Origin of the sequence: Oceanobacillus luteolus (assembly GCF_023715655.1) — a bacterium.
GTDB lineage: Bacteria > Bacillota > Bacilli > Bacillales > Amphibacillaceae > Oceanobacillus > Oceanobacillus luteolus.
On sequence record NZ_JAMBON010000013.1, the window covers coordinates 58,396 to 83,594 of the forward strand.

Annotated in this window: 22 protein-coding genes; 3 read left to right on the top strand and 19 right to left on the bottom strand. The window is 39.9% G+C overall.

Going from position 1 to position 25,199, the window contains the following annotated elements; genetic code table 11:
- Positions 1-23: 23 nt before the first annotated feature.
- Positions 24-1,439, top strand: a complete 1,416-nt coding sequence (gene argH, locus M3210_RS09960; protein WP_251513977.1) for an argininosuccinate lyase — start codon at positions 24-26, stop codon at positions 1,437-1,439.
- A 70-nt stretch (positions 1,440-1,509) separates the two neighbouring features.
- Here argH and M3210_RS09965 read toward each other — a convergent pair whose 3' ends face one another.
- The 16 genes from M3210_RS09965 to M3210_RS10040 form a co-directional block, all read right to left on the bottom strand.
- Positions 1,510-2,160, bottom strand: a complete 651-nt coding sequence (locus tag M3210_RS09965; protein WP_251513979.1) for a nucleotidyltransferase — start codon at positions 2,158-2,160, stop codon at positions 1,510-1,512.
- Between the two features lie 190 nt (positions 2,161-2,350).
- Entirely contained in the window at positions 2,351-2,758 is a 408-nt protein-coding gene (locus M3210_RS09970; protein WP_251513981.1) for a hypothetical protein, read from the bottom strand.
- 284 nt (positions 2,759-3,042) lie between these two features.
- A complete protein-coding gene (lhgO, locus tag M3210_RS09975; protein WP_251513982.1) occupies positions 3,043-4,257 on the bottom strand; it encodes an L-2-hydroxyglutarate oxidase in 1,215 nt (404 codons plus the stop codon).
- Between the two features lie 12 nt (positions 4,258-4,269).
- Positions 4,270-4,983, bottom strand: coding sequence for a GntR family transcriptional regulator (locus M3210_RS09980; RefSeq protein ID WP_349774342.1), 714 nt, complete (start codon positions 4,981-4,983; stop codon positions 4,270-4,272).
- Between the two features lie 393 nt (positions 4,984-5,376).
- A complete protein-coding gene (locus tag M3210_RS09985; RefSeq protein WP_251513984.1) occupies positions 5,377-6,216 on the bottom strand; it encodes a sugar phosphate isomerase/epimerase family protein in 840 nt (279 codons plus the stop codon).
- Between the two features lie 77 nt (positions 6,217-6,293).
- Positions 6,294-7,256, bottom strand: coding sequence for a Gfo/Idh/MocA family protein (locus tag M3210_RS09990; protein WP_251513985.1), 963 nt, complete (start codon positions 7,254-7,256; stop codon positions 6,294-6,296).
- A complete protein-coding gene (locus M3210_RS09995; protein ID WP_251513986.1) occupies positions 7,243-8,112 on the bottom strand; it encodes a sugar phosphate isomerase/epimerase family protein in 870 nt (289 codons plus the stop codon). Before M3210_RS09995 ends, M3210_RS09990 begins: the two co-directional genes overlap by 14 nt.
- Before the next feature lie 86 nt (positions 8,113-8,198).
- Positions 8,199-9,170: a Gfo/Idh/MocA family protein gene (locus tag M3210_RS10000; protein ID WP_251513987.1), complete on the bottom strand. Its 972-nt coding sequence runs from the start codon at positions 9,168-9,170 to the stop codon at positions 8,199-8,201.
- On the bottom strand, positions 9,167-10,177 hold the full coding sequence (locus tag M3210_RS10005) for a Gfo/Idh/MocA family protein (protein ID WP_251513988.1): 1,011 nt from the start codon (positions 10,175-10,177) through the stop codon (positions 9,167-9,169). Before M3210_RS10005 ends, M3210_RS10000 begins: the two co-directional genes overlap by 4 nt.
- Before the next feature lie 15 nt (positions 10,178-10,192).
- Positions 10,193-11,194: an ROK family protein gene (locus M3210_RS10010; protein WP_251513989.1), complete on the bottom strand. Its 1,002-nt coding sequence runs from the start codon at positions 11,192-11,194 to the stop codon at positions 10,193-10,195.
- Between the two features lie 38 nt (positions 11,195-11,232).
- Positions 11,233-12,039, bottom strand: a complete 807-nt coding sequence (locus tag M3210_RS10015) for a carbohydrate ABC transporter permease (protein ID WP_251514009.1) — start codon at positions 12,037-12,039, stop codon at positions 11,233-11,235.
- Positions 12,040-12,063: 24 nt separating this feature from the next.
- The gene (locus M3210_RS10020) at positions 12,064-13,005 is read right to left on the bottom strand and encodes a carbohydrate ABC transporter permease (protein ID WP_379597577.1); all 942 of its coding nucleotides are present in this window, start codon (positions 13,003-13,005) and stop codon (positions 12,064-12,066) included.
- 73 nt (positions 13,006-13,078) lie between these two features.
- Positions 13,079-14,338, bottom strand: a complete 1,260-nt coding sequence (locus M3210_RS10025; protein ID WP_251513990.1) for an ABC transporter substrate-binding protein — start codon at positions 14,336-14,338, stop codon at positions 13,079-13,081.
- A gap of 129 nt (positions 14,339-14,467) precedes the next feature.
- Positions 14,468-15,679: an ROK family transcriptional regulator gene (locus M3210_RS10030; protein WP_251513991.1), complete on the bottom strand. Its 1,212-nt coding sequence runs from the start codon at positions 15,677-15,679 to the stop codon at positions 14,468-14,470.
- Positions 15,680-16,150: 471 nt separating this feature from the next.
- Entirely contained in the window at positions 16,151-16,882 is a 732-nt protein-coding gene (locus tag M3210_RS10035; protein WP_251513992.1) for an N-acetylmuramoyl-L-alanine amidase family protein, read from the bottom strand.
- 89 nt (positions 16,883-16,971) lie between these two features.
- Positions 16,972-17,139: a YvrJ family protein gene (locus M3210_RS10040; RefSeq protein ID WP_251513993.1), complete on the bottom strand. Its 168-nt coding sequence runs from the start codon at positions 17,137-17,139 to the stop codon at positions 16,972-16,974.
- Between the two features lie 264 nt (positions 17,140-17,403).
- Here M3210_RS10040 and M3210_RS10045 point away from each other — a divergent pair, with 264 nt between their 5' ends.
- Entirely contained in the window at positions 17,404-18,003 is a 600-nt protein-coding gene (locus M3210_RS10045) for a sigma-70 family RNA polymerase sigma factor (RefSeq protein ID WP_251513994.1), read from the top strand.
- Positions 17,990-18,175 (top strand): hypothetical protein, encoded by a 186-nt coding sequence (locus M3210_RS10050; protein ID WP_251513995.1) that lies wholly within the window; start codon positions 17,990-17,992, stop codon positions 18,173-18,175. The genes M3210_RS10045 and M3210_RS10050 overlap by 14 nt, the downstream gene beginning before the upstream one ends.
- A gap of 400 nt (positions 18,176-18,575) precedes the next feature.
- On the opposite strand, the gene M3210_RS10055 is transcribed toward M3210_RS10050, so the two are convergent.
- The 3 genes from M3210_RS10055 to M3210_RS10065 form a co-directional block, all read right to left on the bottom strand.
- Positions 18,576-20,264: an ABC transporter substrate-binding protein gene (locus M3210_RS10055; protein ID WP_251513996.1), complete on the bottom strand. Its 1,689-nt coding sequence runs from the start codon at positions 20,262-20,264 to the stop codon at positions 18,576-18,578.
- A 464-nt stretch (positions 20,265-20,728) separates the two neighbouring features.
- Positions 20,729-21,610 (bottom strand): peptidylprolyl isomerase, encoded by an 882-nt coding sequence (locus M3210_RS10060; RefSeq protein ID WP_251513997.1) that lies wholly within the window; start codon positions 21,608-21,610, stop codon positions 20,729-20,731.
- A gap of 212 nt (positions 21,611-21,822) precedes the next feature.
- Positions 21,823-24,102 carry a M6 family metalloprotease domain-containing protein gene (locus M3210_RS10065; RefSeq protein ID WP_251513998.1) on the bottom strand — a complete coding sequence of 760 codons (2,280 nt, stop codon included), beginning with the start codon at positions 24,100-24,102 and terminating at the stop codon, positions 21,823-21,825.
- Positions 24,103-25,199: the final 1,097 nt, after the last annotated feature.

The window sequence follows — 25,199 nt, forward strand, 5'->3', positions numbered from 1 at the left end:
AATAAATCATATGGGGTGGTTAAATGAAAACAATACGAGAGGAATTCGAATTAAAGGATGGTATTAGTTTCCCCGGAAAAACATACGTGGAAGAACTATTAAAGCCAGTATTCGAGGATCAAAAGAAACATTTATATGAAGCGATGTTCAACATTCACGAAGCCCATACCACCATGCTCGCTGAACAAGGAATACTTACAAATGACGAATGCCAGATCATTTTAAAAGGAATTCAAGAAGTGAAATCACTACAAACTAGTGAAATAAGCTACTCTTCTCAATATGAAGACTTATTCTTCCTCGTTGAATCAAGAATTGGCGAGCATATCGGTGACGAGTTGGCCGGGAAAATGCATATCGCAAAAAGCAGAAATGATATGGGAGAGGCGATGTATCGAATCGTGCTGAGAGATTATATTAAACGCGCGATACAAGATGCCGAACAGTTAAATAAGGTTATTCTCCTACAGGCAGAGCAGCATACCGAATCGATTATGCCAGCTCATACCCATACACAACCTGCCCAACCGACCACTTTTGGACATTATCTTGTGGCAATCTATGATAATTTGAGCCGTGATATCAAGAGGTTGAAGGAAGCCTATCAAACTGTGAACCAGTCCCCTATGGGAGCAGCAGCCATCACGACAACGGGCTTTCCTATCAATCGGGAACGAATGGTCGAACTACTTGAGTTTGATGGTTTAATAGAAAATTCATATGACGCGATTGGAACTGGTGACTATTTGATTGAAGCAGCACAGGCACTTATCAGCCTTATGACGAACATGGGAAGATGGCTGCAAGAATTTTTGAGGATGGCTTCAAAAGAAGTAGGTTTAATTAAAGTATCAGATGCCTACATTCAGATCAGCAGTATCATGCCTCAGAAAAGGAACCCTGTCTCCATTGAACATTCCCGTGCACTCGCCAGCAGTGCGGCTGCTGAAGGGTTAGCCATTATTCATATGATCCACAACACACCATTTGGAGATATTAATGATACCGAAGATGATATGCAACCACATATTTATGCTGGATATCAAAAAGCAATACGAGTTTTACGCCTCATGAGGGCGGTTATTCTGACGCTGGACTTCGATAAACCAAGAGCATATCAACAAGCACGGGAAAATATGATTACCATCACAGACTTGGCAGATATACTCGCACGTGAATACGGCATACCTTTTCGAGAAGCACACAGTAAGGCCAGCAATGTCGCGACAAAAGTAAGTGAAATGAATAAAGAGTTGTATGATGTCCCCCTATCATTAGTAAATAAGTGGTTAAAAGATGTTCAACTAGAGGAAAGTGATTGGGAGGCAATCATTGATCCGAAGCATTTTGTGGAAAGTAGGAATGTGACGGGTGGAACGAATCCAGAAGTCGTGCGGGATATGATTGAGAGAAGGAAAGAGAGTTGGGTTAATAGTTAGTGAGATATCGAATTTAGCTAGCTAGGACTGATGTTGAAATCGGTATAACATCAGTCCTAGTTTTAGCATGTTAGAAATACAAAATCAAAGCCTCAACCACTTCCACCAGCCAGATGAAAAGTGTTAAACCACAACAGCAAATTTCGAGGAAACGGATGAGCATCATTTTGTTCTCGTTTTGTGTTGCTTTACGAATACCAAAGATATCTCCATTGTTGATGATATATACGTAAATACTGACGACCATCAAACCCGACGTTAAAAATGCCATGACTGGAAGGGAAGTGATATATTTCGGATTGCCGCTCACTTCCATATGTATCGGAATACCTAGCTGCTTGCTTAAAAGAAAACTGATGATCACAAGACTATACATGATTAACGAAATAGTAAAGGGATGCCGTCGATAGTCTATCAAATCGAGGAGTTTTTTCGTTTTTCCCGTCGTATCCCAATCGTCTGGTTCCTCCATTCTGTCTCCCATCATTATATAGAGAAAACCAATATATGCGATACCGATAAAAATATAAATGAAAAACAACCTAAAAGCGAGCGGCCAGCTATAAAATGCTGCTCCAACAAGTACTGCAAGCGCAATAACGATCCCCCAATAAGATACTCCTCGACGTTCCCATTTATTGATGAAGTCCCTATTGTCCTTTTGGTTGGGAATCTCTTTGTAAGTTGATAACCTACTCATGATGTATGAACAGAGGACCATGCCCCACCCAATCCCAAACGAAATGTATGTGGCCTTAGGATATATGGACACGAAATCATACTGCTCAATCACCCAGTTGCCAGTTAACGCTATAACGAAAATACCGACAAACATAATGTAAGAAGATAACGTCCTGATGTCATCACCACCGATTCAATAGTAGATTAGTAGTCTTCCAACACTCATTTATCTAGGAAGGAGTCGATTCCTTTTCCAATTCCACGCGACATCCTCCCTTAGTATGGAACCCTTCCAGCCTCAATGTGTACATTCTATCATCAGCTCGAAAACAAAAAGCACCTGATTCATCAGCAGTGAATTCTTTTCGGAAGTAGGATTTCTTTGTCGTACGCCAGAATTCAATTAATAGTGAACCCTCCTCCACCGTAACATCATAAGATACAGTAACTTTGCTTCCTTTCTTCACCAAGAAACGATGGTACTCCACCCCATCAAATTTCTTATAAGACACTTTATACCGACTAGGTGTATAAGTCGCTTTCCAAAAGATCTTTGTAAGACTTCTTATCCGAACAATCCCTTTTTGATGAAGGATATAAAATATGATGCCTATAATGGCTACTCCTAAAAGTTCCATGTTTTGTTTTACCCCTTTATCTAAGATTACTTTCTCTAACCATCCAATGTATGTGTATGATGGGAGCGCATTGGAATGTTCCCTTTTATTTTTATACGGATGTTACGTTTAAATCGTTTCACTGGGAGGAAAGAAATTCCTTTTATCACTATTTCGAATGGATTCTATCATACTCAAAAGCAGTTTACTATAGTTCAAACCTACTGAAAAAACGTAAAAGTCCCTCCGATAAGATTTCCAATAAAATCTCCTCGGAGGGACTTACATCAACCAAAAATCTATGATTATAATAATATCGGCTCTTTCACTTCAAATTTCTCAGCAACCATATCCGCAATTTCCTTCCCAATCTCAATCGACGCAGTAGCTGCCGGAGATGGTGCATTACAGACATGTACGGTCCGTTTCCCCATAATGATTTGGAAGTCATCGACGAGTGTTCCATCTGAATTGATCGCCTGCGCCCGTACTCCCGCAGGTGCACGAACTAAATCATCTTCGTGAATCTCAGGAATTAACTTCTGAAGGCTCTTCGTGAACAGCTTCTTACTAAAGGAACGTGCATACTCATCGAGTCCTTCTTTGACAAATTTACTTGCTAATTTCCATAAACCTGGGTAAGTTAATGATTCCGCTAAATCCCTTGCACTAAAATCGGTCATTTTATATCCTTCGCGTTTGAAACTGAGTACGGCATTCGGGCCCGCTTCCACTTTCCCATCAATCATACGCGTATAATGGACACCTAAGAAAGGAAACTTTGGATTCGGTACAGGGTAGATTAAGTTTTTCACCAGATAACGCTTCTCTGGTTTCAACATGAAATATTCCCCTCGAAACGGCATGATTTTCATATCGGTTGTATATCCTGCCGCTTTCGCCACGCGATCACTATGTAAACCAGCACAATTGATGACAACGTTTGCTTTGAAAGAACCTTGATTCGTTTCAATAATGACTTGATCAGATTCTTCATGGATTTCCATTACTTCTGTATTTAAATGAATGACACCACCATGCGCTTCGATAATCTCCGCGAATTTCTCACTGACTTGTCTATAATTCACAATCCCTGCTTGCGGAACTTGGATAGCAGCAAGACCAGCCACATGAGGTTCGATTTCTTTTAATTCTTCAGGTCCTATTTTCTTAATGGCAAGTTCATTTTGTAATCCACGTTCATATAGATTATCAAGCAATGGCAACTCTTCTTCGCTCGTTGCAACAATAACTTTACCGCAGATATCATAATCAATTCCGTGTGTTTCGCAAAACTCTACCATCGATTGACTTCCTCGACGTGCAAAACGAGCTTTATAGCTGCCTGGTTTATAATAAATGCCAGAGTGGATCACTCCACTATTATTTCCGGTTTGGTGTTCGGCAAGCTTGGACTCCTTTTCGATAACAGCAATTTTACTATCTGGATAACGTGTGGAAAGAGCCATCGCTGTAGACAAACCAACGATTCCCCCACCTACAATCGCATAATCATACACTGTTTACACCCCTCAATTATTTTTTGTCTCTTCACTTAGAAGTTCCATTTGCTTGATCAGATTATTTTTCGTCCGTAAAATATGATATTTCACAGCCGCCTCTACTTCATGAGGATCTCCTCTTAATACAGCTTCATATATATTACGGTGTTCTCTTTGCGCCTCCGTATAATAACCCTTCAGTAGACTAGGAGCTATCAGAGAAATCCCAAGCGTCTCTACTATTTTTTTAAGTCTGCCCCACGGACACCCTTTTCTAAGGAGGTGATGAAAATCTCGATTCAACTGGATATATTGTTCATTCGTCCCATCGGAAATCTCCAACTCTTCCATTTGAATCAATATATTATGTAACTCTTCTTTATCATCCTCTGTTAAAAAGGGCAGCGATTTTTTCACTGCGAGCCCTTCCAATAATGCGCGAGTTTGATAAACCTCTTCGATATCATCCCGATTGATAGGGGTTACAATTGTTCCCTTGTGAGGAATGATTTCCACCAAATGTTCTTCCTGGAGCCTTGCAAAAGCTTCCCGTACAGGCATCCTGCTTACATTCAAGCGTTCTGCCCATTCCTCTTGAATCAAGCGTTCTCCTTCTTTTAAGTTACCTTTCAAGATCTCTTGCCTTATTTCTTTTACTACATAACTAACAATGGTTGATTTATCTTTACTTGAATGTACTATCTTGCATCCACTCCTTGTTAAATTGGATACACTTTTCATCATGATATCATTGTTTGTTAATTTTGACAATATATAAAAAAGCTTATTTACAGCATTTATACAAAAAGGAACAATATACATCCATATTATATTGGATACAATCGCCTTAATTTTGGATTCATTATACACGAAAACAGGCTAGAGCTCTAAAAGCTCTAGCCTAAATAATCATATCCTATTATTTCACTCTCAACCTCTGTCCTGGCTATAACCCTTAAAATTGAATAGATTTTTAGATTAACGTCCAATCTACAATTATTGAATTCACCTTATATATTTCAGTTTTCTCTATTAGATAATCTGGCGATTCAATTATATGAACAAAAACTACTTGTTTGGATAGTGTCTTAGTAGATTTTCTCTAATCTACATTAGTTAACTCGAAGCGAGGCTTTGCTATCCCAATAAACTCCTTAACCGCTGAACCGCTTTCTCATTAGAAGATTTATCATCTTTAATTCCTTCATATTCAATGGATAGCCATCCATCGTAGTTTATTTCTTTCAATCCCTCAACAATATAAGGTAAATCCACCTGCCCATCCCCTGGAACCGTACCGATTATTTCCACTCCCAGAGTAGAGCGAAATCCACTTGTAGGTTCACTCTGTTTCTTTTCACGGAAATCCTTGAAGTGGACATGTACGATTTCATTCTTTAATAGATCAAATGCATCCTGTGGTTTCTCGTGAACTAGTAGAGAGTTACCTGCATCAAAGGTCGATTTCACGTACGGACTGCCAACTTTACGAATGATCTCATCCACTTGCCTACTTTTTCCAACTAGTAGACCATGATTTTCAACTGCTAAGTATATTTGCTCCTGCTCTGCCAGTATCGCACTTTTCTTTAAGCCTTCGACAATCCATTCTTGTCCTTCATCATAGGTTACATTTTCATGTAAATCACCACAAAACACTCTAACAATGCTCGTTCCCAACTGTTTCGCAATCCGAATGCCTTCTTCGACTTTGGCAACTTCCAGCGCACGTTCTTTGCTTGATTCTTTCACAAAATTATTCGTTACATCATAGGCCGAAACTTGTAAATTATTGTTCCGTATTGCTTCTATAACCTGTATTATTTCCTGATCTTTGGCTTTGCTTTTCCAATAAATATCTAATAATTCCACGCCATCCAGTGACAAACCTTTGGCATATTCGATAAAGTCAACAACTGTCCATCCTTCCTTCTTAACCGTTGTATTTAGACTATACATACTAATGCTTATCTTCATCTCAATCTCACCCCGCTTCTAAAAATCTATGATGCTGATTAAATATGTTGGATTTTATCCGTGGCTTTTGCTTTCCTTTACAAGCTCAACAACCTGTTCGTTTGATGCGATTCATTCGCTGCAAGCGTGACTCTCAAAGTTTCCATTCCATTTTCATAGTCTGAGAGGATTAAAGATTTATTATTCGTCCGGATCGCTTCAATAAAGTCTTCCGCCTGTTTTGCATAATAATCCGTCTTTGAACGGTAAATTACGGTATGACCTGCCTCTACTATTGTCAACTCCGCTCCTTCAAAGCTCAGCCGAAATTGATTTCCTAGCAATTCCATTCCCATCCGATGGTCTGGCTGAGTAAAGGACGCATCAAGATGTCCAACAGCGCCGGATTCCATTAAGAAATTAACAGATGTAACGTCTGGAATATTAATATTTGGAATCTCTTCAGATACAAGCAGATTCATATTTGCATGCACCTTCGTAATATCGCCGGCTAAGTAACGGATCATGTCCACGATATGTGTCGCTTGTTCGACAAGCTGGCCGCCTGATTTTTCCATTTCCCTGTACCATGGGGTATGTACGAAGGCAGAGAGATAATGACCACGGACCATGGCTATTTTTTTATCTGCGAGGTACTCCTTCGCGATTGCAACCGTATCAAGGTATCGTAAACAATACCCGGTTGCACAGAGCACACCTGCATCCTGGATGATCTTGTGCTTCTTCTCGACAGTCGCGAGATCCAGACCAATCGGCTTCTCCACCAGTAAATGGATGCCAAGCTTAGCCGCCTTTTCCTCGATATCTCCGTGCGCAAAAGGAGGAACGCAAATAAAAAGTGCATCGAGAACCTCCTCTTGGAGCATAAGATCTGCATTTGTATAAGAAGCAGCTCCGTATTTTTCACCGGCACACCTTGCATTTTCTTCAACAATGTCGCACACGGCGACGATATTCGCATGTTCATTTGCTGCGATATTTGCCAAGTGGATAGAAGCAATTCCGCCGACACCGACAAAGCCTACCTTAACTGTTTGCATCGCTTCCAACCCCGCCTTTTTCCAAATATTCCTTGCCCAGTTTTAATATCCGCTCCATATCGTTCGCTGTCTCATCAGCCAACGAAAATGGATCTATTTGATATGGCGTCAATTCAGCAGTAATCGGATCTTCATATCCAATTTCCACTAACGCTTTGTAAACTTCCAGCCAATTCACATCACCTGCCAATAATGGAACAAACCCATTGATGTTGCCGACAGCTGTGCTGAAATCTTTGACATGCACCTTCTTGATGCGTTCACCTAATATACGGATCCATTGTTCCGGGTAGCCGAAAAGCAGCACGTTACCGACATCAAAATAGGCGCCGACATAATCGGATTGAAATTCATCGATGTAGCGCGCCATTTCCAATGGGGATAACAAAAACTTATTCCAAACATTTTCAATGCCAATGTTCACTTGATACTCTTCTGCAAGAGGAATTAGTTTTTCCAACTCGATCCTGCTGCGGTCATAGCACTCTTCATAGGATGTGTTTTCGTCGACTACGCCAGGGACGACAAGAACGGTATCGATCCCCATCGTTTCTGCCAACTCCAATTGTTTTTCTACGACTTGCCTTCCCTGCTCCCGGACACTTTCACTTCGGTGTGATAGCGGTAATTTCCATAATAAAGCTGTGGAAATGCTTCTCAGTTTTAACCCATAGGAAGATGCAAGCTCGACGATTTGTAATGCTTCATCCTTTGTTGTTTCCATCGTCAGACCGACATCCCCGGGTTCGTTCACATTCAATTCAACTGCATCAAAGCCCGCATCCCGACTGTATTCAAATACTTTTTCAAGCGGAGTTCCAGCTGGATAGCACCACTGATTAATCCCTTTTAACATAACGATATTCACTCCTCAGATTAGTATAAGTTTATCGATTCATGCTTGAACAAAGAAGGAGACCGATTGATTGGCCTCCTTTTCCGTTAATTTACTTGGACTGGTACCTGCTTCTTAGATGATTCGTATGCAGCAATTGCTACAGACAGAGCTTTCAACCCATCTTCTCCCGTGATGGAAGGGTTTTTGCCTTCACGTACACTTGAGATGAAATCTTCGACTAAGCCTCTGTCCATGTCATCACCCCAGAAATCCCAATGAGCACCGTCACGATTATAAAGGTTCGTTTTTTGCCCGAATGCATCGACCGAGAGTGTACCTCTCGTTCCGACGATTTCCAGCATCACATCACCCCATGTCGGATAGGCATCATTCCTTGACCAACTGCAGTCGAGCGTTGCGAACATATTATTATCGAATTCCATTGTCAGCTGTCCGCAATCATCGATATCATAATCAGAAATTAAATTTCCTATCTCGGCGTACACTTCTTTCACTTCCGCACCAGTGTACCAGCGGATAATATCTACTACATGGACGGTATGATCAATGACTGCTCCGCCGCCGGACTTTTCTCGGTCGACGAACCAACCTCCAGGATTCGTCCCGCGGTTTGTAGCCTTAATGGCAACAATATTACCTAAATCCCCGCTATCGATGATTCGCTTCGCTTCGACAACAGGTGTACTGAATCGCACCGGGAATGCAGTCTGTAAGATGACATTATGCTCCTTGCATATATCAATGATGGCTTGAGCAGCTTCCGCCGTATGTGCCAATGGTTTTTCACAGAGGATATGCTTGCCTTTTTTCGCCGCTGCAACGACATGTTCATAATGTTTGCTATTCTCCGATGTAATGACTACCGCTTCGATCGGCTGATTGAGTAAATCCTCATAATCCGCATAGTATTCCGTGTTGAACTCTGCCGCAGCTTTTCTTCCCCGCTCTTCATTTTCATCAGCGATACCAAGGATTTCCACTCCATCCAATTCGGTTAATGCATTCGCATAACTGTACGCATGACCATGAGCAAAACTGATAATTCCTACCTTCATTGGACTCCCACCTTTTCTTGAGTGTCTTCTAGAACGACAACTTTTCCTGTTTCAATCGATTCTAGTGCAGCTAATGATATTTCCATTGCTTTATATGCATCTTCTGCAGTTACAACCGGTTCAGCATCCGTCTGAATACAATGAATGAAATGCTCGAGTTCGGCGAAATACGGGTTGTCCTTCATCGGACTTTCCGGAACCGCAACACCTTCACTTGAAGCGGTCTCTTTTCTGCTTGCGACAACTGGAGTTACCTTGGAACTGTCATATTCAATGATCCCTTCCTTGCCAGCTATTTCAAATTTTGTAGAAAACCCTTGATGTGCCCAAGTTCCCTCCACATGTGCGATGACCCCACTCTCAAAGCGTAATGTGACCAACGCATATTCAAACTTCTCAAAAACTCTTGTTCTCGTGCTTTTGGCATAGACACGCTTCACCTCGCCGAAACACCATCTTAGGTAATCAAAGTCATGGATGATCATATCGAGAACTAACCCGCCACTGCTGGCAAAATCAGAGTACCAATCATTGGAAGCGATTGGAAAACCGCCGCCTCGAGTCGTGCGTACAACTGCAGGCTTGCCGACTTTTCCTTCATCAACTAATTTCTTTGCTTTTACATATTCCGGGAAAAACCTTACTACATGTCCGACAAATAGTTTTACTCCCTTATCGTTACAATAATTAATCATTTCTCTCGCATCGGAAAGTGATATCGCTAAAGGCTTTTCACAAATGACATGTTTCTTGTCATCTGCCACCTTCATCACATATTGTTTGTGGAACGGAGTCGGCACGCAAATAGATACGACATCAATCTCGTCTAGCTCTACTGCTTCCTCGTATGTTTGAAATGCTTTCGTATTTAATCTGTCCGCCAAGCCTTGAGCCTTAGCCAAATTAATATCGACGATTCCTGCCAGTTTCACGTTTTCCATTTTCGCATAAGCTTCTGCATGGGTACCGCCCATTGTACCCGCTCCAATAATAAGCGCATTTAACATGTTCAACTCTCCTTATTAAATATTAGTCCTTTGTAACATGCTGCTTGCCTCTTTGTTTGTCTCATTTAAAAAGAACAAAGATGAAGCCCCTATCACACCTGCATGGATACCAAGCACTGATTTTTTGATTTCAACCTCATTTACCAAATTTTCCATTCCATACTTTAATACAGTCTTTTTAATGGAAGGCAAGATGAATTCAGACATATTCATGACACCACCGCCAAATACAATCACTTCTGTATTGAATAAATGGATCAAACTGATAACCCCAGTGCCGAGATGCTCGCCAGCTTCCTCGAGCAAACGCAGGGAAAATGGATCACCTTCACGTGCAGCCGTGGCAATATCCGTGTTCATCACGACAGCTCCGTTATTAACAATAGAGAGCAAGCTGCTCGTTTCACCATTTTTGAGAAGCTCGTTCGCTCTTATATTGATTGCAGTGCCGGAAGCATATTTCTCCAAACATCCCCTGTTGCCACATTCGCATACGATCCCATCGTGGTAGATGGAAATATGCCCGAATTCTCCAGCACTGTCCTTCAACCCTGTAATCAAGTTACCGTTACTGATGATCCCTGAACCAATACCAGTACTCACCGTGATATAAATAACATTTTGCTTCCCCTTTCCGGCACCCCACATCCATTCGCCTATCGCCGCTGCATTCGCATCATTCGCAAGCCTCACCGGCAATTGGAAATTTTCTTCAAGAATTGCGCCAATCGGAAAGTTTTCCAACCCTAAATTATTCGCAAATTTGATGATGTTTCTCTCGGTATCGATCACTCCGGCGGTCGCCACTCCAATGCCTTTTATTCTGTTCCGTTCGACCGCAGTTTCGGAAAGTACACGGTTTACGGCATAAATAATGTTGGCAGACGTGTCGCTTTCATTTGTTGATGTCTGACACGTAAATTCACCTAGTATTTCCCCATCCCTGGTTATAAGGGCCGCATGTATTTTCGTCCCGCCCAAGTCTAGACCTATCGCTAAATCTCTTGATTCCTCCACCTGATTTCCTCCTAAAACATATGCAGTATTTTATCTTTTTACTTTCTAGCCCCCTGCAATGCGATACCAGCCACAAGATATTTTTGCAGGAGAATAAACATGATAAGCATTGGAATAGTAGACATAACTGCACCAGCCATCAGCAACGGATAGTCCGTTGAATATTGTCCCTGGAATGTAGCAATTCCGACAGACAACACCCGCATATCCTCTGAGCTTGTCATGATCAGCGGCCATAAGAAGTCATTCCAAGACGAAAGGATTGTAAAGATCCCTAATGCAATCAATGCAGGGGTTGCATTAGGAAGAATCACCCTCCAATAAATACCGAAGAAAGAACAACCATCGATCTTGGCAGCTTCATCAATCTCTTTTGGAATTCCCATAAAGAACTGTCTAAGCAAAAAGACACCAAATGCACTGAACATTCCTGGAACGATCAACGCATAGAAAGTATCAATCCATCCAAGCTGTGTCAAAATGCCATAGTTCGGAATTAAAATAACTTGCATCGGAACCATTAAAACAGATAAAACTAAAATAAAAATGATATTTTTACCCGGGAATTCCAGACGCGCAAAAGCGTATGCAGCGAGAGAGCAAAGAAATAATTGGGCCAGTGTCCGTCCTAAAGTTAAAAGTATCGTATTCACGTAGTACTTTAAAAAATCGACACTTTGAAAGACATTAAGATAGTTTTCAAACTTAAGCTCGTTCGGCCAAATTGTCGGCGGCACTTGCATCGTTTCCGTAAATGATTTGAGTGAAGTCAATACCATCCATAGAAACGGTACGATCATAATAAAAGCACCGACAATCAGTAATATGTGATTTCCTAGTTTCATTTTCACTTTTTATCACTTCCTATTTTACCCATCATAGTGAACCCACTTCTTCTGAAAAACAAACTGAATGATGGTGATTGCTAATATCGCTAAGAACAGGATGAAGGCTTGCGCAGATGCCATCCCCATTTGCGAGTATTCAAAACCGTACTCGTAAACGGCGTATACAACCGTTCTCAACGGTTCGAGAAGCGCAGTACTGTCACCAATCATGATAAAGATAAGGTCAAACACCTGCAGGGAACTGATCATCCCCGTAATAAAGACGAAAAATAATGTTGGCGTTATCAAAGGCAACGTAATGCTGAAGAATTGTCTTAGCTTGGAGGCACCATCAATTTGAGCGGCTTCATAATATGATTTTGAAACACCTTGAAGTCCGGCAAGGATCAAGATGACATTATTTCCAACAGTCATCCAGACATAGACAACAATTACCGATATTAGTGCTATATTCGGGTCAAACAGCCAGGAAGGCTGAGGTAGATTGAATATTCCTAGAACATAATTAATCAATCCATAATCCGTATTGTAAAGCCATTTCCAAACCATACCAACAGCAACTGGCATCGTTACAACCGGCAGGAAATACAACGTTCTGTAAAAAACCATTCCTTTAATCTTCTGGTTGAGCATCACAGCTATACATGTCGCAATACCGGCTGATAGTGGTACAGATATCGCGGTGAATATAACGGTGTTGATGATTGCACGGATAAATGATGAATCCTGAAACAATGTAATCACATTTTCCAAGCCAACAAATACAGGTGCTGTCATCCCATCCCAGCGTGTAAACGACAGGACAAAAGATGCAACGGCAGGAAACATATAAAATACAGCAAGGCCTAAGAACGTCGGCGCGATGAACAGATAAGCCCACATTGCTTCCCGGCTGAACTTTTTCTTTTTATTCTTGACTCTTGCCTTGCTTTTGGATTTCTTTGAAACTATTGCAGAATTCAAGTTTACCTCTCCCTCCATAAAAGTATGGAGCACTTCTTCCCCCTAATAGGGGAAGAAGCAAGTCCATAAATGATTACTCATTGTTTTCTTCTTCTAAGATTTTATTCATTCCTTCAGCGACTCTGTCTAAAGCTTCATCAATAGAAGTATCTTCTAAAAATGCGCCCTGGATTTCTTTCGTTTCAATATCTTGCCACTCCGTCGTTCGCTCAGAAATTGGATAAGCTACACCTACACCTTCTTCTTGTGCATCAAGGAACACTTGCAGATCCAATGATGGAACAGAACCTAGCCAAATTTCACCTGTACTTTGCATAGCGGGAATGGAGAATCCTGATTCAGCAATATCTTTATTCGCTTGCTCACTTGTCAGACTCTTGATCAAGTCCCAAGCCACTTCTTCATCTTCCACTTTCTCGTTCATCGCCCAGCCAATCCCATGGACGATGGAAGCTGCTTGTTTCCCTTTCGGCAATGGAGCAACGCCGAGATTTTCTCCTAAAGCTTCATAGAATTCTGGTGTATTAACTGAAATTGCTGGTATCATTGCTAGCTTGTTGGACATGAACAGCTGTTTAGACTCGGTTTCAATCTGGTTCTGTGTTGAAGGAGAGATCCCCTTGTCAATCAAATCCTTAATGAAGGCAAACGCTTCTTTCGCCTCTGGAGAATCAAACCCTGATTCCGTTTTGTCTTCGTTGATCATGAATCCTCCAGCTTGGTGGATTAAGTTATAATACCCTTGTTGGTTTACTGTTGTATGTGCCGCATATCCGAAGACACCTTCATCCGGATTCACCAACTTCGCACCCTCGGTTTCAATATCCTCCCAAGTCCACGTCTCATCCGGATAATCGACACCTGCTTCATCAAAAAGCTGTTTGTTGTAGTAAAGACCGACAGAATCTGTAAAATAAGGGGCGGCATAAAGTTCATCTTCCACAGAGTACATATCTACGACTGCTGGAACATAAGCATCCTTATTAAATTCATCATCTTCTACAATGAATGGCTCTAGATTTTTAATCAAACCATCCGTGGAATACCTGTAAAAGTTGGGACCATTCATCCAAAATACATCCGGACCGCTACCGCCTCCAAGGCTTGTTTTTAATTTCGTCCAATAATTCGCATAAGGGGTATAGGTTACTTTGACTTCTACATCTGGATGAATTTCGTTGAACGCTTCAATCGAGGCATCCACTGCACCTTTTACATTTTCATCCCAAAGCGCAACTTCTATCACTTTTTTCTCAGCGCTGGAACCACTGCTACATGCTGTAAGAAAAGCGGCAACCATTAATATAAAAATACTAAATACTATTTTTTTCATAATTTCCCTCCTAATAAATATGTATTGGATTTTATTAATAAGTGAATGTTGAGATTTTGTCCACGCTATATAACTTTAATTTTCCTATTAACTAACTAAAAACCTCCTCATGTATATTTTTCAATTGCCTTACATTTGAAACTTGAACTTCCCATGAAGGATCAGGGCTGCTGCGCCAAGCAATTCAAATTCGATGCCAAGTGATGTACTTTGAATATTGACTTTTTCCTTAAGAGTTGGTATCACTTTAGCCACCACTTGTTCATTAATACTTTCTACCAATAAAGGATTATCTTGAATAATTTCACCACTTAAAATAATTACTTCTGGATTAAATAAGTGGATGGCATTAGTAATCGCAATCGACAAATACTTCAAAATATCTTCCATGATCTCCTTCGCTAAATCATCTTGCTGATTCACTGCCTCCACAAATATAGCCGGACTTAGTTTGGTCAAATCCCCTAAAACCATTTCCTTTATGATCGTGTCCTTGTTCCTTGTTATGATAGCGGTTACAATTTTACTGTAGATGGCTGGCCAGTTCACATAATTCTCCAGACAACCGCTATTACCACAACTACATTTTATCCCCCCATCGACTACAGTCGTATGTCCAATTTCCCCGGAGCTCCCAAGAAACCCCCGGTATATGGAGCCATTCACCATCAACCCAGAACCGACGCCTTCACCAATGGTTATATAAAGTAGATCGTTAAATCTACTAAACAAACCAAAATAATTTTCTGCCAAAACAAATGCATTTGCATCATTATCCAGAAATGCAGGAAGGTTAGTTCTTTCCTCTATTAATTCCTTTAATGGTACGTTATACAGATTCAGCTTTACATTATGTAAAATCACTCCTTTTTCAGCATCCACAATCCCCGGTGTAATAATGGAAATACCTTGGCAATATTCAACATCTGATTTTCCGACCAAAAATCCCTCTATAACACTAAGAATAAATTGAATGATAGCATTCCCTTTTAACTGGTTGGTCGAATGAACTTCCTTCCTAAGGATCTCCCCTTCAAGATTCATATCAGCAATTTTAATATAGGTGTTTGTTACAGATACACCAATAATGGAATATGTATTTGGATTGAATCGAAGTAAGACCGGCTTCCTACCCCCGCTTGATGTTCCTACTCCATCCTCAAAAACAAGGCCTTCACTGATTAAATCAGAAACAGCTGAAGTGACTGTTGTCGGACTGATATTTATTAGCTTCGCTATTTCACTTCTAGAAATTGGTTCGTTTTTGCGGATTGTGTCTAAAATAATAGAACGATTTAATTCCTGAATTAACTTCAAATCCCCAGTTCTTTGTTTTTGCATATTGCGGACCTCTCTACTTTCTTTCTCCATTGACTTTAATAAGTTTGTTCGAAAATTTCTTTTTAACAAGTGAAATCTACTATTCCTCAGATAAATAGGTAGCTTTACCACATTTAAAGAGAAAAAATCGGTAATCTAAAGTTTTCATCGCAAGACTTTTTCCAATAGTCTTACTAAGCATAATAATGCAATATTCAAACTTTGTAAACCCTTTTCAAGAAATATTTTTTTGAGTTTTCTTATAGTTTAAAAGATAAGGATTCGTTAACTAGTATTTTAAATTCTTTTTTTATGAGTCAAATGGATTTTTTTATTATTTTTTTGTATACATTATGGGTGCTAAGGAAGAATAAAAATTATACTAGACATTAAAACAGACTAGAGCTCTACAAGCTCTAGCCTAAAAAGTAATATCCTATTATTTATTATTTCTCTACCAATCTTCTTCTCCGGCTGTCCAGCATTACTAGTTTAAAAGGTTTCACCATCTTGAATGGTACGATACAATGCAGGATCGCTTACAATCAGAACTTGTCCAGGATAAATGATATCATCCGTCAAGCCGTTCAGATCTTTAAGTTGTTGGACGGTCATATTATGAGCTTGCGCGATGCCCCATAGAGTATCCCCTGGTTGAACTACATAGGTAGTAGTTCCTCCACCAGGACTTAAACCTAGAGCTTTTGCAATCCCGTTTGCATGTCCAAGCGCAATACGGTTTAGATATGCATCAGACTTCAGTTTCGCCGCATCAGTACTATTATCGATAAACCCATTTTCCGTTAATACCGCCGGCATATTGCTTTCACGTAACACATGGAAGTTGGCACGTTTCTTTCCACGATTTCTAAAGTCGACTTGCTTCATAATTTCTGCATGTACGATATCCCGGTATGATATGTCCTGACTAGAGACACTACCATTATAAATATAGTCCTCATATCCTGTACCACCACCAGCATTAATATGGATCGATACGAAATAATCAGCTCCCCAGCTGTTTGCGTCATTCGTACGTTGCGGCAGGCTTACGGTTGCATCCGAACTACGGCTCATTCGTATGGTATGACCTTCATAATCTCTATTCAGGATATCCCTTACCTTCAATGCAATTGCCAACGTCACGTTTTTCTCCTGCAAACCATTTCCTTGTGCGCCCGGATCTGTTCCTCCGTGCCCTGGGTCCAAATAAATTTTAACCATATTTACCTCTCCTCTTTTAAGAATTTCGATGTACATCTATTAGGAGAAAGAGATAACACAACAAATAAATAAACCACTTATAAAACGTTTTATTGTTTATTCGTCAGCTGCTTGATTGTCTCAGATAAATTAGTTATTACTCTCTCTAAATCTCCAAGCTTCTTTTCAAAGCGAATAAACAAATACATTGTGATCGCAATAGGAAATCCAAAGTTACCTATGATCGCTACCCATACAGGAGTCTCTACAGGCGACATCACTACCTCCCCCTTTCCCGAAAACGGGTTAATGCTTTTTAAAAGTGATTCCCCTATTAAAAAACCAATCTCTTTAAATAGGAAAGGTAGATTCGTTTGGTTCCCAATTTGAATTTCATCTGTTATTTTTCTAGATTTTAAACTATAATAGAACATAAGTTCCCATATTTCTTATTTTTGGTTTACTTTTTCAACTTTAGTCCTCTTTTATAAACACAAGTTAATTTACCATAATATTGAAAATTTAGAGAGGAGCTGAATACTATGAAGAGAAACGAAGAAAAGATAGCTGAATTCTTTCTTAAATATAGAGATAAAGTTCAAAATCCAATTATCAAGGGGTTTCTGGCGAATGAAGATAACTTATCTTTACTAAAGAAATATATATTAAATCCTACAGATGCCAACAAAAGTAAGGTGGATAAAGCATTTAAGCAGCACTACAATAGAGTGTTAAAAATAAAATATGTAAGTAATTTAATCTACTTTTTCACCATGGATTACAACATAAAGAGAAGGAAAGAAAATGATACGGTATTGCTCATACTTGATAAAAGCTCCGAATATGATGCCCGCACTCCTCTAAAGGACTTAATTGAAGATAAAAATGAGGAAAAACATACGCTGAATAGGAATCTATTAGATGATATTGAAAGTGAACGCTTAATCAAAGCATTACAAACTCTCACGGAAAAACAGTTATTAATACTAGATTTGATCTATCACAAGCAGTTGACCTTAAAAGAGATTTCGGAAATTTTAAAAACAACTCCCCAAAATATATCGAATCTCCATCGAAAGTCTCTCAAAAAGCTAAATCAGATATTATCAGAGGAGGTACAATCTAAATATGACAAAGAATGAAGAAATAATAAGTATCATAAACGACTTCCAACCGAAGATAAAAAAGAGCCTAAGAGAAACTTCTTTTCAAGACAGAGAGGATTTGGAGCAAGAGATTAATACGAAGATCATTGAGAAGTTGAATACGGTGAAGTTTCGAGAGAGTCCTAGTTTTTGGTCTTTCCTTAAATAATCGTAGAGTCATAATGAGGCAGAGAGGCTAGGACATAACTAGCCAAACACATTAATTAAAAAGACAATCAATCAAAACTTTGCTTGGATCTTTTTGAGTCAAATTTCTCATTATCGGTCTCTAGATTGTTGTTGTAGGCGTGAACTTCCTCAAGTTCACTGCCATTAATGCAAACCTTTATAAGGGTATATTCGAACGTTTGTTTTAATGGGAATAAAATGAAAAAATTGTCTTCCAAGGCGTAATCGAGCGAGTCCTAAAGACAGGTCCCTCGTACCACTCCAAGCAAACCTCTAAAATAACTAAAGACAGCGAACAGTCCCTCGAGGATCTATTCGCTGTCTATAAAAGTCGTCTAATCTTCCAAGAAAAGCCTTTTTAGCCTACGTCTACCTGATAGTTAATCGACTAATTCCACTTCAGCTAAAGATTCGCTTGTTGATGGATGTGGTACATAGTTCTTCACTTTGCTTGTTGTTGCCATTACTGGTCTAGAATGAACTAATGTTACCATTGGTGAATCGTGATGAATAATCTCTTGAGCCTTCTTATAAAGCTCTGCACGCTCTTCCTGGTCCACTGCACGTTTAGCAGAATCTAATAGCTCATCTACTTCATCATTCTGATAGAATTCGCGATTACTACTTCCTACGTTGGAACCGTGTAACAGACTGCTTAAGAAGTAATCAGGGTCTCCGTTTGTTCCAGACCAACCAAGCATATACAGCTCATGCTCACCATTCATGGTTTTTTCTAAATATGGAGCCCATTCCTCACGAACAATATTTGCGGTAACACCAACTTCGGCCAAGTTATTCTGAATAATTTGAGCCACTGTTTCAGGATCAGGCATGTATGGTCTTGCCACTGGCATAGTCCACAATTCAACCTCCAATCCATCGGCAAATCCTGCCTCCGCAAGCAATTCGATTGCTTTGTCAGGATCATACGAATACGGTTTAAGTTCATCATTATAGCCTAAATAACCTGGTGGCAATGGGTTTACAGCTGTTGTAGCATAACCGGCATACAGCGCATCGGCTATTGCTTGTTTATCAATCGCGTAATTGATTGCTTGACGAAGCTCTACATTATCAAATGGTTCCTTCTGCGTATTGAAGCCAACATATCCAAAGTTATTTTCTGTTCTTTCTAATAGCTCAAGACCATCCTCCGCTTCCACTCCGGCTGCATCATCTGGGTTTAATCCATCCATAATATCGATTTCCCCAGAACGAAGCGCTATGAGGCGGGCAGCATTATCAGGTATTACTTCAAAGATCACACGATCAAGTTTCGGGAGACCTTCTACTCGGTAATCCTCATTCTTTTCAAGAACAATAGAGTCATCCTTTGACCAGCTGACAAATTTGAATGGACCGGTTCCCACTGGATTTTCGTTAATTGCTGATCCATGCTCCTCAAGAGCCGCCGGAGAAGTGAGTGCAAAATAACTCATCCCTAAGTTTTGTAAAAAGAACCCAAGCGGTTGATTTAAAATAAATTCAATTTCATAGTCATTTACAACATTAATTTCTTCAATAACATGTCCAGGGTCGCCCTTATAGCCACCAAACATCGTCCCGTACATGAAATAGACATAGCCATCATCAGTAAATGCATATTCATGTTCAGGGTCAGCCCATCTTTCAAAGTTAACTTTTACAGCATCTGCATTAAAATCTGTTCCATCATGAAACGTTACGCCTTCTTCCAAATAGAAGGTATATTTCAGACCATCATCTGAAACCTCCCAATCTTTAGCAAGCGCTGGCTTCACTTCAAAAGAATCTTTTTCAAATGTAAGCAATCCTTCGAGTATTTGTTGTGTGACTCTCGAAGATTCCCCATCACTCGTACTTCCAGGATCAAGACTTTCGGAGTCCCCTCCCCGAGCAAATACTAGTACTTGTTCACCCGATGCACTTGCTTCTCCTACTTCTTCTTCATCACCAGCAGTTTTTTCTGTTTCAGTTGCGCTATCATCAGTAGTTTTATCTGTGTTCGCGCCCCCATCTCCACTACATGCTGCTAAAACAAGAAAAAGTCCTAGAAATAAAACAACTAGTAGCGATAATCTTAATTTCATTGGTATCCCCCTTTTATTCTTATATATATTTTTTATTACTTGCCGTTATATAGATGACAGGCAACAAAATACTGATTAACAGTCTTGTATGACAGGGAAAACTGCTTGTGGATTTGCGGGAACGGCACAGCAGAGAGTAAAGATTGTATATAAGGATGTTTATGATTGCTATAAAGATTATCTGTGTCCGTAAATTCGACCATTCTCTCTAAATATATGACGCCAATCCGCTCCTATATTCAATGTGCAATGAATATGTACGTTAAATTGAATTCATCTAGCAGTTCTTCCATTTAAGGATTTGTGATTCAATGGATATATCAAGAGCTAAGTAATGGTTCATCACAGAGAATTAACTTTAGATTTCGTAAAATCATCGGCCAAAAGCATATTCACATAGAGTCTTAAGCCGAAAACCAACTCGGTCTTTTTTGAACTCGCGATCATTGAACAGATAGGTATCTCTAGTTAACATGATCTACTTCCTTAAATGCTTCTTCAAACGCTTCTTCTACAAACTCAATTTCTTTATTATATTCATTTAATATCTCCTGTATAGGTTTTGCCTCTTTCTCCATAAGTGCTTGTCTGATTCGGTCTTCTACTTCCCTTAATGGCGTTTCCTTTCTATCCGTCACCTTAATAATGTGATAACCGAATACTGTTTTGACCGGATCGCTTACTTCATCTTTCTCCAACTCCATGGCCGCCGCAAGAAACGTTGGATCCAATTCATTGCTTTTTCCAGAAATATAGCCCAAATTCCCGCCCTCTTCCGCAGTCATTGAATCCGTTGAGTGTTCTATAGCCAATTCAGCAAAGTCAGTGCCTTTCTCTAGTTCCTTTTTAATTTCTTTAGCGGTCGACTCATTGTCCACGAGAATATGGCTGACCGCGACCTCTGTATATTCGTCTATATGTTGTGCATAGTAATCATTTATTTCTTTATCTGAGACTTCCACCCCTTCAGTTGTTGCTTTAAAGAAATAGAGGGATTGTTTAATTTGATCTTTTAAATCCTCTTCATCCTTAAAGCCCTGTTGTAGTAGAATCATTTGAAAGCCATCTTCATCACCGGCCAGTTCCTTTATATCGCCCAACCGTTGATTCACCTCTTTATCAGATACCTCATATTTGCCTTCCAAAATTTGCATATAGACCAACTTCTGAATCAATTCCTTTCCCCGTTCGGTGCTAATCACTTCTTGAAATAAATCTTCCTCTGTAATCGTTCCATAATCTGTTTCAACAAGCACCTTGCTTTCTTCGCCCGAGGTTTGCGTCGTACAGGCACCCAGTATAAATAGCAATGATAATATAGCTAAAATTTTAATTACTTTCTTCAATTATCTTCACCCCTACCTTGACAACTTCCCGTGATAAAAAACAGCCAAATGAAATTCACCGTTTCTAAACCTGCTAATATAAGGTGGGACAGTCCACCAACTGTCCCAACCGTTCTATTGTTTTATTTCCTATGTGACTCTTAAACTCATTTTCTCCCCCGTACCAGGCCTTTCATGGTACAGGAGGTATTTTCTATAACGTTGATAATAACTTATTGCCAGATTTCAATCATTGCATCGGCATACGCTTTTAAGCTTCGGTAAGCCTTATTAGAGACATGATTTGCATCTTTTTTCGTATCTAAGAATTTTTTGAAATCGTTAAGATGCTTGATAACTTTATCTGGGGAACCTTTCTTTTCAAATTGTTCCACAGATTTCAAATGTGCTTTCAATGCTTGAGCTGCACCTTTATTGAAGAATTCGCCCTCTTTGTTAAAGCTATCAATAACAGAGCTTACTCCTGCTGCACTAAGTTTGCTAGGCAATAGGTTTGTCTCCGTAACGCTTTGATTAGAATCTGTCTCCGATGTAGCTGTAAAAGTAAGGCTTTCTGGAGCTGTTTTGCCATTAGGAATTTTCACGTATACCGGAACTTCAACAGTTTCCCCTGCTTCCACAGCTATTACGTTGTGATCAAGTTGAATTGTCCAATCTTCACCCGCAGAAGCGTTGATACGAATGAGATCCTTTGCTTCGCCGGTATTAGAGACATTAAAATGATAGACTGCTACTTTGTCTTCTACAGCAGGCTGCACATTGCCGGCGCTTACATCTACGCCTCGATCATAGTTACCTGATCCCTCTGTGTTACGCACGGCAACCTGATAACGAAGCACACCTTCATCGTCTTTGTCATTCCCTAAAATATAGAAATGAAGTTTATTGTATGGATCGATGTACTCACTGACAATCGTGTCCTGGTCAATGGAACCATCGAATTGTCCGGAGACCAACGTTTCTCCATTTCCAGCTTTGAATAATGCATCAAGTAATTGACGAGGATCGCCTTTGGTTACCATAGCAGTTGTGCCGTCTGGTCTTGTAAAGTCCTTCAAATTGATATCTTCAGGATGCGAATCAACTACCCAGATGGTCGGTGCACCCCGTTCTTTCGTCTTGGCAATCAATACCCCGGAATCGGCTGCGAAGGAATCCGCACCAACGCGGTCTACCACCTCAAGTGTGTAGTTCTCATACAATCTATTGCTAAGGATATCGTTACGCCAGTCACCTTCAAGGTAATCACTTGGTGTTAAATCGTCCATGCTGATGTTGATACCGTGGAATCCTGTGCGGCCGAATTGACTGCCAACTGGTACTTCGCGCGCAATAATATCCGCAAACACCGGCCCAGACTCTTCTAATTCATCACGATCCAACTGCAGGACTTCTTCATCGGATACAAATCCTTGTTCTATCTTATTTCGAAGCATATGTGGTGCTGGTAAGGAAGAACCAAGGGTTGCTGGAATCATCCAACGCGTATGCGTTCCACCAGGACCATTGAATGACCCACGGCTCATCGTTTCCCAATATCCTGAATAGGTTCTCGGATCAAGGGCTGCATTATTGTAGTTATCCGGAAGTCCGCGAAGATGTCCAAATTCGTGAGCAAATGTGGACATACCATCACTTTCACCTTGAATAGAAACACGAATCCGTTTGCCATTTAGTGTTGCACTAGATGCGGCTGACCAAATCGTTTTAGCTGCATAGTAGGAAGTCCATGGTACATAACGAGTCTGTGCCCAGTTTGGCGTGTTTTCAAATCCAGGTAAGTCCGGCGGTCCAAATTCATCAGACACCGACTCTTTATTCAGGAACATCATTTCGCCGAATTCTTGCCATACCGTTGATTCATCATAGCCGGCATGAACGATGAACGCAAAGTCATATTCTTCACCAGATGCAAGTATGTCGGCTGCCGCAGCATCTATACCATCCGTAAAGAGGTTTCCACTTGGATATTGGTCTGGCTTGGTACCGGGATTCATATTGTTAAGCCCATACTGAAATTCATATTTATCCAAGCGGTAAGGACCAAACGAATCCAGGCTGACGCCCCATTTCCCCTGAGAGTTCTCTTTCCAGAAGCCATCGATTGTCTGATAATTGTTAAGTTCACTTGGAGTATTTAGAAAGTCCTTCCACCATTCCCCAAGTTCCTCACGCGGAACTGCATCGATCTGCGGGTTACCAGCAATCTCCGAACCCTTAGGTTGAGTTAAAATAAAATCCTGATCTGGAAAGTCGACCAAAATCAAGGCCCCTTTCAGTTCTGTTTCAGGCTCAAAATCTGCTGTATTCCAGTCAATCCCAGGAACTTGAATATAATCATTCCACGTCATATCATCCGGGTTCACCCACGACTGGGGATCCACTGGTCCCGGTAGATTATCTAGTCCTGGTTCTGCAGCAAAAGCAACGGGTGAAGAAAGCGCAAGTAATATAGTGGTTGTTAAAATTGTAACCTTACGTCTAAGCTTCAATTCATTCTCCTCCTACTCAGAAAATAACCTACTCTTTAAACTGGTAATAATGTCAAACAAAGTCATACCTATTGTAATATCCTTGATGATTGCGCATTGCCATCATTTCTTCGTTAACCCTCTGCCACCGACTTTGATAGTTTTATTTCTACTTAGGTCTATCACCTCCTCAAACCGCATCGTCTATTTCAGAATCTACTGTTCACTGAAGCTTAGCAATCTGCAAATTAAGAATCCTCCATCGGAAGTTTGCAGGACCCTAAATATAATGAAAGGTTCCAAGCGCCTGCTTGGAACCATCTTCTCTAGTTATGTCCTAGCACTATTAACCTTGTAGTCTAATAAATTCCCCTGATCAAACCCTTAGGCAACGCGGCAGCCTTTTCGCTTCCCTCTCCGTAGAGGTCTTTCTGCTGATTAAATAATTACTCAACCAAAAACATCAGCAAATAATTCGTTTAATAAATACCCTACTATTTAAATGATAGATAATGATAGATTAATCATAGAATAAAAAGCATAAACATGCATGATTATTAATAATCATTTTAGTATTCTATATAATTAAAACTTTCAATCTAATTTAACTGTACTATAGTTCCAGTTTCTTAGGTTTAGTAGATATATCAGTAATTTCATGAACAAAACAACCTATTACATTCTATTTACTACACTAAGAGTTAGCACAGTCGTTAGACCAAGTTAATAGATCTAATTTAATAAATTTCATCTTATAAAACTATCTCTCATTGTAGAATTGTGTTGCATGCAATTATTTTATATCGTAAACTTTGTTCATCCATTAGACAAATGAAGTTTATTTTGTTAGTATAAAAAACAAGCATAAGTAATTTATTAACAAAAACAGGAAAGCGGTTACAATAGTCAATTATCAAGCAGTGATAGAAAGTAGATAAGAGGTAAAACGAATGGATATTTCTCACAAAAAAAGATTGAATATTCCATCATAAATAGTGGATGTATAAGGATAGCATAGTGCTGTATTCAAAATGAAGAGACTTCCATGATCAGCAACACTTCACAATTAAAAGTGATTCTATCCTTTCTAATTTGAAATTAGAAAAGGATTGATATCT